This window comes from Thioreductor micantisoli (assembly GCF_055392745.1).
On the sequence record NZ_AP043760.1, the window covers coordinates 1282507 to 1293700 of the forward strand.

Here is an 11194-nt window from a genome sequence, read left to right on the forward strand (position 1 = left end):
CTAATAAGTAAATAATCTTCTTTATAACAAATCCTTTTTTAAATGAAATTCTACCATAATTTTATCTCATATAATTAACTAAAGAAAGTCCATTTACTTTAGAAATAGTTGCAAGCATTGCTTGATAATTTAATTGTAATTTTTGAAGTTTCATACTCGCCTCAGCCATATCAACATCTATAACATCACTTTTTAATGTTTGAACATGTGTTACTAATGTTTCATTTCTTTGCTGTGTATGCTCTAATGATTTTGAAATAGATCCAATTTTTGTATGATTTTTATTAACATGATTAAATATATGATCAATCAATTCAATACCATTTTCAATTCCTGCATTTCTTGGATCATCTGAGTCTCCATCTGCTCTCATTTTTCCTTCTCTAACACTTTGTATAATCGTATCTAACTGATGGAAAATATCTACTTTTGGCTCATCTACTGTAAGTGCATTATTTGAATTAAATGTAAAAACTGGACTATTTCCATCATAACTATCAGTGTCTGTATCATTCATCTCAAATTTCATTTTTGTAACTGAATTATTTTTATCTTCTATAAAAAGTTTTCCAGCTTGAAGCCCTACGGTTACATCTTTTTGAGACACAGATACTGCATTTTTATAACTTGTAAAATCATTATTTGCTGGAATTTGTCCACTCATAAGCATTCCTATTACATTATCAACTTGTTTATAACTTATTCCTTTTGTTGTATGTGTTTTATTACATAATTCACAAGTTTGAGGATCAAGCTCTTGTGTAGTAGTCGTTACATCATGAATAGGTGTTTTTTCACCTTTATTATCAAAAATATCATAAGTATTTCCATCTACTGTAAATGTAGATAAATGACCATTAATATCTGGAGTGTCTCTTAAAGTAATAGTAGCTTCTTTAATATTTCCATCTTTATCAGTATAATTTATATCTAATTTTTTACCATCAATATTATCTTTTCCACTTACATCAATAAGTTCTGAATCCTCTGTAGCTGGTAATTGAGTATTTTTATCTATCTGCGCAACATTTGATGTTAGCTTTCTACCATCTACTTTAAATTCTGTTTTATCATCTGTAAGTCCATCCATTCTAGCAAATACAGGAGAGTTTGCATCCATAGTGAAGCTTAAGTTAGATTTTTCATTTTTATCAATTGTATTATCTTTAATAGATAATTTACCATTATCCAAACTAACATCTACATCACCAAAATTATTTTTAACCGCATCCATTATATCTTGCATAGTTGTGTTGTTACCAATATTAACTGTTGTATTTACATTATTTCCATTAGTATCAGTTCCAGATAAATTAATTGAAGAAATTGTAGTGCTTAACACATTATGCACTTTATCAGTTGGCTTAGCAAATTCTTCTTTGTCAATAGTTCTAAATTCTGAATCTAAATTAAAAAGGCTATTATCAAAATTTTTATTGTGTGCTGATATTTTAGACAAATCTCTGAGTGGAGGAAAATTACTTTTTGTAAAACTAACAGCATAATCACCATTTTTCACAATATCATCTATATTATTTTCATCCGTGTCACTTGCTACCATAGAAAAATCTGTAACCATTTTACCAGTTGTAGCATCTTTTATAGAAATTTGTCCAAATTGATTCATACTTACATCTACTGCTTTTGTAACTGCATTATTTCCAAAAGCTTCTCCTATTTTACTCAGTAAATCATCTATTTTAGCACCATTTGTAAGAGAAAATTTTTCACTAAAAGTTTCTCCTGTAGGTTTCCTACCCTTTATATAGAAATGACTAGTCCCATCACTATAACTATCTGTAGCTGAATTATAAATATCATTTACTCCTGTAAGCTGTCTAATTTCTGAATCACTTGAAAGTGAAACTTGTGTAGGATTATCATCTGTAGCTACTGTTTGATTATCCTCTTTTATATTTTTATCTATATAATATTTTCCATTTTTTTGCACTACAAATTCTGGATTTGCTTTTAAAGCATCAAAATGTTTCACATTCGTTTCTATGTGTTTGGAATAATCTTTATCAATTCCTTGAAACAAGGTTGCCCCATCAATATTATATTCTTGTTCTACGAGTGAACCAAGCTTTGCTTTTATATGTTTGTCATTCCCATTATAATTTCCAGCATCATCAATTGGTTTAGTTTTAAATGCAGTTCCTGAAAAAAGAAATTTGCCATCAATTGAAGTATTTGCTAATTCTTGTAAATGCTTTTTAAGCCCATCTAATTCATCTGCTAAAGCCGTATCTGAAGTGCCATTATTTACTGCACTTGCAGATTGAAGTAATGTAGTTTTAAAAGAAGTAAGAGTAGTCATCATATCATTCATAGTTGTATCTGTATTATTTGTAAAATTTTGAGCAGTTTTTGATGTATTAACTACTTGTGTTAAAGTAGTACTTTCATTATCAAGTCTTAGTGTATCTGTAAAAATTTTGGCATTATCACTCATTTTTGAAATTTTCATACCCGTTGAAAGCTGATCAGTTACTTTATTTAAATTAGTATATGTTGTTTGCTGATCATAAATAAATTTTGAATACAAACTATTCGTAGTAACTCTCATAATATATCCTTCTTTTTATAATAAAAATAATAAGCAAATTATATTCCAATGGGTAAAATACTTATATTTACCTAAATAATCGGTTTTTTTTCAAAAAAATATTGTTTTTTTTCAAAAAAAAAGATAGAATATTGAAAATTCACAAAAACAAGGAGAATAGTATGAAAAAGTCAGAATTAATTGATGCTGTTGCATCAAAAACTGGTCTTAGTAAAACTGATGTAGATGCACTAATTAAAGCAACACTTGAAACTATAACTGAGGCTGTAGCAAAAGATGATAAAGTATCTTTTATAGGATTTGGTAGTTTTGAGAGAACAACAAGAGCTGGAAGAAAAGCAAAAATTCCTGGAACTGATAGAATTGTAGATGTTCCTGAAAGTAAAAGTGTAAAATTCAAAGTTGGTAAACAATTTAAAGAAGCAGTAAATAAATAATTTATTTACTTGATTTTATACTATTTATTTATGTATAATTTCACTCCCCTTTTTTTAGAGATTGATTTTTCAATCTCTTTGCCGAAGTGGTGAAATGGTAGACACGACGGATTCAAAATCCGTTGAGCTTTGCTCATGAGGGTTCGAGTCCCTCCTTCGGTACCAAATTACTTCTGCTTTATAATCGCGAACATTAATAATACTCCCAAAATAAAAGCAAAAATAAATCCTCCAAGTCCTAAAATAGAAATATTTCCTATTAAAGGTGGAACATAAAAAGAAAGAAGCATAGATGAACCAATTAAAATAGAAGCAATAATTATAGATAAAGAAAGTTTATTAAAAGAATTTTTAGCAGTTTTTTCAATATTATCAAGTCCAATATGCTCAAATTCTATTTTTAATTCTCCATTTTTAATTTTATCTATTATTTCATTTAAATCAGAAGGTGTTTTTTGAAAAAATTCCATTATAGATAAATTTAATTCGTGAGATTTTTTGAAAATATTCGAAATAGAAAATTGCTGTTTATAAAGTTTAACAATAAAAGGTTTTATTTCTTCAACTGCATTAAATTCAGGATATAGCTTTTTCCCAATACTTTCTATCATAACTAAAGATTTAACAATCAAATAATTATCTTCTTTTAAAAAAACATTAGATTTACTCATACTTATTAATAAATCTTCCATTATGTTTTTTAACTCTATATTTTCTAAAGAAGAATAAAAATAAGTAGAAATAATATCAGCGACTTCTTTTTTAAAAGATGAAACATCTGTATTTTTTGAAACTTTAGATAGTTTTAATATATATTCAGCTGCTTTTTCTTCTTCATTTTGAATAACATACCAAACAAGCTCAACAACATATTTTCTATCTTCTTCACTTAATCTTCCCATAAGACCAAAATCTAAAAAAACTATTTTATCTTCATACACCATTAAATTACCTGGATGTGGATCAGCATGAAAAAATCTATGTATAAAAATTTGCTCACAAATTAAATCAAAGCCTTTTTTTGCAATCTCTTTTACATTATAACCTTTTTCTTTTAATTTATCTATATCAGAAATTTTTATTCCATCAATATATTCCATAATAAGTAATTTCTTAGATGAAAAGAAAAGATTTGGAACTTTAATATTAGGATTATTTTGAAAATTTGTTGAAAATCGTTTTAGAGATAAAGATTCTATATTGAAATTCAACTCTTTTTTAATAGATTTTGCAAATTCTTCTACAATTTTTACACTATCAATCCCATAAATTAAAAGTTTATTTCTTAAAAGTTCAGCTAATCTTTGTAATATAACAATATCTAATAAAATTTTTTCTTCAATTCCTGGTTTTAATACTTTTACCGCAACAATCTCTCCTGTATTTAATGTAGCTTTATATACTTGACCAATTGAAGCAGTTGCTAAAAGAGTAAAATCTCCTATAAAATAATCATTAATAGTTTTACCTAATTCTCCTTCAATAACACTCTTTATTTCTACAAAAGGTAAAGATGATACATTGTCTTGAAGTTTTTCAAACTCTTTTGCTAAATCTATTGGAATTAAATCTGGACGAAGTGAAAGAATTTGGGCTAATTTAATAAAAGTAGGGCCCAATTCTTCTATAGCTTTTCTTATTCTTTCATTTCTTGATATTTTTGGCTTATTTTTTTTAAAAGGAACAGAAACCCCTAAACTTTCTATTAAATCTCCAAAACCATATTTTGTAAGAATAGATATAATATCTTTTGTTCTTTTTAATTCATAAACACTATTTTTTAACATTTAATTTATCAAATTTTTCTTCAAGTTTTTTAATATCTTCTTTTGTAGCAACTCCAAGCTCTTTTAATTGTTTTTTGATTTCTTCTTGTATCATTTTTCTTATTTCTTCCATTTTTTGTTCTGATTCTTTTTTCATATTATTAATAATTTCTTCTGTTTCTTTTTCAGTTAATTCCCCTCTTTTTTTAGCTTCTGAAATTAATCCCTCAACTTTTTCTTTTGTTAAAAAAGCACCCCCTACACCTATTTTTACTAAATCTTCAATTTTCATCTTCTCTCCTTTTTTTATTTTTTATTATTATACAAAAAATTTTCTACTTTAGATAATATAGCATTTTGAAAAAATATATCAAGTATTTCATCAAAACTAATCTTGTTTTCATCAAATTCTATCATTATAACTTCAGCATGACCTGTAACACCAGTACAAACTTGTTTATAACTAGGATTAGCTCTTTTCCCTCCGGCATATCCACATACAACATTTGTTATACCATCAACTTTTCTAAAAATAGCATCTAAACACCAAAAACACCCTCCTCCTACTACTGCTTTAGCCATTAATTTTCTTTGTAATTTTTACCAACTCTCTTTGAAACTTTTAAAATCTTTTTTAACTACATATTTTAAATCATTAGATAAAGCATTAAAATGATGTTTAGCACAATTAATTTTATAATTCTCTTTTGCTCTTCTCTCTTCTTGGTTTTCACTCCCTTTACTTTCGAGGACAAAATATAATTTTTCTTCTCCATCGACATCAACAACAATTGCAAAATCAGGATTATAAAACCCAACAGGGGTATTTATTCTAAATTTAGGAGGTAATTTTGCAAAAAGTTTTATATTTTTACTTTTATTAAATTCATCTACAAACTTTTTTTCAACTTCACTATCACAAATTATAAAATCATAAACACTTTTTTGAGACTTTTTTAAATTTCTCATATAAGCAACTATTTCACTTTTATCAAAAATTTCTTGAAGTGAATATTCAGAGTTTTGAATCTTTTCATATTTCACTCCATCAATAATTATTTTATTCATTTCTTCTTTTATAATTTTTAAAACTTCTTCAATAAATCGTTCGGGGTTCTTTTTGAAATAATTTAAATTTTGTATTTCTATTAAAATTTTTATAATATCTTCTCTTTTTAAATTTGTTTCTTCTTGCAAAATATTTACAATATTTGGTAATTTAAAATCCAAAGTAGCAAATTCTTCTGTTTTATTTTCTCTATTTGAAATATCTATTTCATCTTTTTTTATATCAATTTTAGCTTTTTCATATTCATATCGAATAGTAGAAATTTGGACTTCGTTATCAACTCTTTTTATACACTTTTCTATAAGTTCATTTACATCAAATTTAATTTTATAAATAGTTTTATCTTTTATTTTATCCCATAAATTCAAAAATTCTTTGCTTAAAAATACCTCTTTTTTAAGTTCAACATTTTCTCTGTCACTTGTATTTTCAATTTTAATTTTTTTAGCAAATTTAATTCCATCTTCTTCATACTCTTTTTGTAACTTTTTAGCAAAATCTTCATAACTTTCATTTGCTATAACTGTTAATCTATTGATATCAAATCCATAAACTCTATTTCCATTTTTATCTACACAAATTCTAAGTCCTCTTCCTATTTCTTGCCTTTTTTTCATTATAGATTTTGTTTCGTTTAATGTGCAAATTTGAAATACATTTGGATTATCCCATCCCTCTTTTAGTGCTGAATGAGAAAAAATAAATCTCAAAGGCTCCTCTAAACTCAACAACTTTTCTTTATTTTTCATTATTTTTTCATAAGTTGTCTCATCTGCTTTTGAGTTACCTTTTGTATCTTTTAGTTTCCCTTTATTATCTTGTGAGAAATATCCGTCGTGAATTTCATCTAAATTTAAATTATTATAAACACTCTCTTTCAATTCTTTAAATTTTGGTTTATTGATAAGCTCATTAAATGACTTTTCAAAAAATCTAACAAATTTCCCTTTTTGTGAAGTTTTGTTTTCATAATTTCTATAATTTGCAACTTTATCAATAAAAAAGAGACTCAAAACTTTAATCCCTTTTTTTAGATATATTTTTTCTTTTTCTAAATGCTCTTCAATTGTCTTTTTTAGTTGCAAAAATTGACTTTTTTCTTTATCAATTTCACCTATTGTTTCGCCAAGTCGTAAAACTTTACCATTTACAAATTCAATATATTCATGTCCTTCTTCGATATAAATTTCTCGAACTAAATATTCATTATAAATATCTCTTTTCGTTATTTCAAAAAGGTCATCATTTCCTTTTATATTTTGAGTTTTTCTTTGCACTTTTCCAGTTTTCAAAACTTCTATTTCAATTTTTGCACTAATTGGCTTTTCTTTATAAGAAATAAATTTGATGTAAGGTAAATTTGAGGTATCACTCAATTTAATAGATGCCACTTCAATCTGTTTTACTAACTTTTTTTCATATGCATCAACTGCATCTAATTTATACATTAAATTATATTTTTCTTTGTGTGTAGCTGAATATCTCAAAATAAAAAGAGAATTTAAAGTTTTCATTGAATCTTTAGCTTTCTGGGTAGAATCCACACTTTGCGGTTCATCAATTATTACAATTGGATTAGTTCCTGCAATTAAATTTATCGGTTTTTCTCCTAATGTAGCTTCTTGCTTTTTATTTATTTTATTAATATCTTTATTAAACGCATCAATATTGATTATCATAATTTCGATATTATTACTTCTTGCAAATTCATTAATTTGAGTTAATTTGTTTGAATTATAAATAAAATAGTTATAAGGGACATTATCATAAAGAGCAGAAAAATGCTCTTTTGTAATGTCTAAATTTTTTTTAGTTCCTTCTTTTATTGCAATACTTGGAACTACGATTATAAATTTTTTGAAGTTATATTTCTTATTTAATTCAAAAATAGTTCTCAAAAAAACATAAGTTTTACCCGTTCCGGTTTCCATTTCCACTGAAAAATTTAAATTCTCTTTATCAATTGTTGTAGAAAGTTCTAAATTATTTCTTTTTTGAATTTTTTGTATATTTTCTAAAAGTTTATCTTCATTCAATAAAAGGTTATTTCTTACCCCTTTTTCACTCTCTTCACTTCCTACAATATTTGTTTTTTGCATTCCAAAAATAGTGCTTTCTATCTTTTGAGAATGAAAAATATCAACAATTGAATCTATTGCTTCAAGTTGATAATCTAAATCATCATAAAATTGAATTTTCATTTTTTACCTTTTTTATATTTTTATGTGTAAATTTTTAAGTTTTTTACCCATATCAAAACAATATGAGTAAATTTTTAAGTTTTTTACCCATATTATCCATTAATAGCTTTTTTAAGATATTCAAATAGTTCTATATTTACAAAATAGCTACTTCTTCCTATTTTTATATTTTTTAAAATTTCTATTTTTTCTAACTCTTTTAAATATTTTGAAGCTGTTTTTCTCGTAACATTCAATCTCTCTACTAAAAATTCAATTTTTGTATAAGGATGTAAAAATAGCACCTCAACTAAATCTTTACTATAAATTTTGGGGAGTTTAATTTGAATAATCTTTTGAGTTTTATTCATTATTTTTTCTATATTTTCGATTAATTCACAACTTTTATTTGCAGTTTCTTCAACCGCATCAAGCATAAACAAAACCCATTCTTTGTAATTTTCCTTCGTTCTTACTTCTTGCAAAAGTCTGTAATAATCATTTTTATGTTTTATAATATACCTGCTAATATAAAGAATTGGGAGGTCAAGTAACTCTTTTAAAGCTAAATATAAAACATTCAAAATTCTTCCACTTCTACCATTTCCATCATAAAATGGATGAATTGATTCAAATTGAAAATGAATCAAAGCCATTTTAACTAAATAGTCATAATCTTCTACACTATCATCATTTATATAATTAAACAGATTTTCTAAAAGATTCATAATTTCATCATAAGTTTGAGGTGGAGTATAGACAACTTCTCCTGTTTTATCATTTTTCAAAACAGTTCCCAGCTGTTTTCTAATTCCTGCACTATTTCCAGCGGTAATTGATTGAATTTTTATAATATCGTTTATAGTTATTATTTTCTTTTTTTGAACCTCTTCAAATCCAAAAATTAAAGCTTCCTTGTAATTAATAACCTCTTTTGCTTCTCTTGAAAATTTCTCTCCCATATTTGCTAAATAGAGTTCATCGTGAGTAGTGATTATATTTTCAATTTCGCTACTATCTTTTGCCTCTTGAAGAGTTAATGCGTTTATCAAAATCATTTGATTTGGAATAATTTTTGAAACTCCATTTAATTTTGACAAAGCACTATTTGCTTTTATACATTTTTTCAAAATTTTTTTTGTTTCAATATCTTTTTTTAGTGGTAAATTAAGCATTTTTATCCTTTAAAAAGTAACAATTCTATCAAAAATATTCATCTGTTTAAAAAGTTCTTTTATATTTACTTTTTCTTCACTTGTAGAAAAACTTTTATCTTTTAAAAATAGAATATTTAAATCATCTTTTTTATCTTTTAATAACTCGACAATTTGTTTTGCTATTTCAATATTAATTTCATCAAAAAATAGAGTAACTTTCCCATTTTCTACGATATAAAGTTTTTTACCTAAAATTTCTTTTATTTCAATTTTTGAATTTAAAGCAATTCCCTGTTTTAATAAAATTTCATAAAGTAAATCTTCATCACTTCTATCACTTTTAATAACATCTCCACTTTCAAGAATATCTTTTTTTAAATCGTCAACATTCGTGTCCCATTCGATAATATTTGTGCTATCAAGTTTAAAAACTTTAAATCCAATATCTAATTTTCCATTATCCATTTTCAATTTTTCATTAATTATTTCCCCTGCTCTTCTTATTCTCTCTTTTCCAATTTCACAAATATTTTTATAACCTGCTTTGTAAGCTTCACTTTTTTCATCTGTTGGTTCGGGAATTTGCACTAAAATAAATTTTCTATTTCCACCATCTTCGGCATTTAATTCCATAACTGCATTTGCAGTAGTTGCTGAACCGGAGAAGAAGTCTAATACTAAAAAATCTTTTTCTGCTAAAAGAGTAATCAATAATTTGATATAATTAACATTTTTAGGTGCTTTAAATAAATCTTTTATACCAAATATTTTTTTCAAAAGCTCATTAGCAGAAGTGGTTTTTAAATCAATTTTAAATTTTTCTTTTTTATTATTAATAAGTGCATCATAAAAAATATTTTTTAAAATACTTTTTATTCTAATTTTGTTATTAAAATTCTTTTCAAAAATTTTATTTTCTGTAAAAATTAATGCATTATTCTCAAATAATTCCAATAATTTTTTAAAAGTATAAGTATTATCAACAAACTTATTTTCCTTAAATGAAATAAATCTTTTATATCCTTTATCTGTCAAAAATTCATTTATTTCATTAATTGAATTTTCATTTTTTATAATTAATTTATTTTTTACTTTATTATAATAAACACTATAATGTTTTTCTGAATTGAAATTTAAAACTTCTTTATTAAAACTATTTTCCCCTACTAAAACTCTTTTCCCACTATTATGAATATAATTCCCATTTTCATCTAAAGACATATCATTCATATTTTTAGGTATATTTTCGATAAAATAACTTATTTCTTTATTTTTAGCATAAACAACACAATATTCACTACTTACAGAAATAAACTTAGAGTTTTTTCTACCTTTTGGATTATTTTCTACTGATAAAATTCCAACAAAATTCTCTTCCCCAAAAATTTCATCCATAACTTTTCTTAAATTTGCCACTTCATTATCATCAATAGAAACAAAAATAACACCATCAGCTTTTAGCAAATTTCTTGCAACTTTTAATCTTGGATAAATCATATTTAGCCAATTACTATGTTTTCTTCCGCTTTTTTCTGTGTTTGTAGTAAGTGGATTACCCTCTTCATCAATTTGCCCCGTCATTGATAAATAATTTTTTAAATTATCAGAATAATCATCTTCATATATTACATCTGCATTTCTATTATAAGGAGGGTCGATGTAAATCATTTTTACTTTTTTGTAATAAGCTTTTTGAATAACTTTTAAGACTTCTAAATTATCCCCTTCAATATAAACATTTTCTGTTTCATTCCAACTTTTACTTGAATTTTTATCCACTCTCAAAGTTGCACTTGTCGGAGTTAAAGCAATTTTATTTGAATCTTTTTTACCAAACCAATTAAATTGATACTTTTCTTCACTTTCTTCTATAAACTCCCCTAAATTCTCTTTTAATTTTTCAAAATCAATTTTATCTTCACAAAAAATATCCGGAAAAATTTGTTTCAATTTTGAAATATTCTCTTTTGTTAAATCTAAGCTATTTTTATTGAGTTTTTGCATTTTTGTCCTTTT

Annotated in this window: 8 protein-coding genes and 1 tRNA gene; 2 read left to right on the forward strand and 7 right to left on the reverse strand. The window is 25.1% G+C overall.

Annotated elements, in window-relative coordinates; genetic code table 11:
• Positions 1–61: 61 nt before the first annotated feature.
• Positions 62–2569, reverse strand: a complete 2508-nt coding sequence (gene flgL, locus ACZ5OA_RS06875; RefSeq protein WP_464907129.1) for a flagellar hook-associated protein FlgL — start codon at positions 2567–2569, stop codon at positions 62–64.
• Between the two features lie 161 nt (positions 2570–2730).
• On the opposite strand from flgL, the gene ACZ5OA_RS06880 reads away from it, so the two are divergent.
• Positions 2731–3006, forward strand: coding sequence for an HU family DNA-binding protein (locus ACZ5OA_RS06880; RefSeq protein ID WP_464907130.1), 276 nt, complete (start codon positions 2731–2733; stop codon positions 3004–3006).
• 80 nt (positions 3007–3086) lie between these two features.
• Positions 3087–3171, forward strand: a tRNA-Leu gene (locus tag ACZ5OA_RS06885).
• A 2-nt stretch (positions 3172–3173) separates the two neighbouring features.
• Here ACZ5OA_RS06885 and ACZ5OA_RS06890 read toward each other — a convergent pair.
• The 6 genes from ACZ5OA_RS06890 to ACZ5OA_RS06915 all read right to left on the reverse strand — a co-directional run bounded on the left by ACZ5OA_RS06890 (position 3174) and on the right by ACZ5OA_RS06915 (position 11182).
• A complete protein-coding gene (locus ACZ5OA_RS06890) occupies positions 3174–4793 on the reverse strand; it encodes an ABC1 kinase family protein (RefSeq protein ID WP_464907131.1) in 1620 nt (539 codons plus the stop codon).
• Positions 4780–5064 carry a phasin family protein gene (locus ACZ5OA_RS06895; protein ID WP_464907132.1) on the reverse strand — a complete coding sequence of 95 codons (285 nt, stop codon included), beginning with the start codon at positions 5062–5064 and terminating at the stop codon, positions 4780–4782. Before ACZ5OA_RS06895 ends, ACZ5OA_RS06890 begins: the two co-directional genes overlap by 14 nt.
• 14 nt (positions 5065–5078) lie before the next feature.
• Complete coding sequence (locus tag ACZ5OA_RS06900; RefSeq protein WP_464907133.1) at positions 5079–5354, reverse strand: peptide-methionine (S)-S-oxide reductase; 276 nt, start codon at positions 5352–5354, stop codon at positions 5079–5081.
• An 18-nt stretch (positions 5355–5372) separates the two neighbouring features.
• Positions 5373–8042, reverse strand: a complete 2670-nt coding sequence (locus tag ACZ5OA_RS06905) for a restriction endonuclease (RefSeq protein ID WP_464907134.1) — start codon at positions 8040–8042, stop codon at positions 5373–5375.
• A 92-nt stretch (positions 8043–8134) separates the two neighbouring features.
• Positions 8135–9196, reverse strand: coding sequence for a Fic family protein (locus ACZ5OA_RS06910; protein WP_464907135.1), 1062 nt, complete (start codon positions 9194–9196; stop codon positions 8135–8137).
• A 9-nt stretch (positions 9197–9205) separates the two neighbouring features.
• A complete protein-coding gene (locus tag ACZ5OA_RS06915; RefSeq protein WP_464907136.1) occupies positions 9206–11182 on the reverse strand; it encodes a site-specific DNA-methyltransferase in 1977 nt (658 codons plus the stop codon).
• Positions 11183–11194 lie beyond the last annotated feature (12 nt).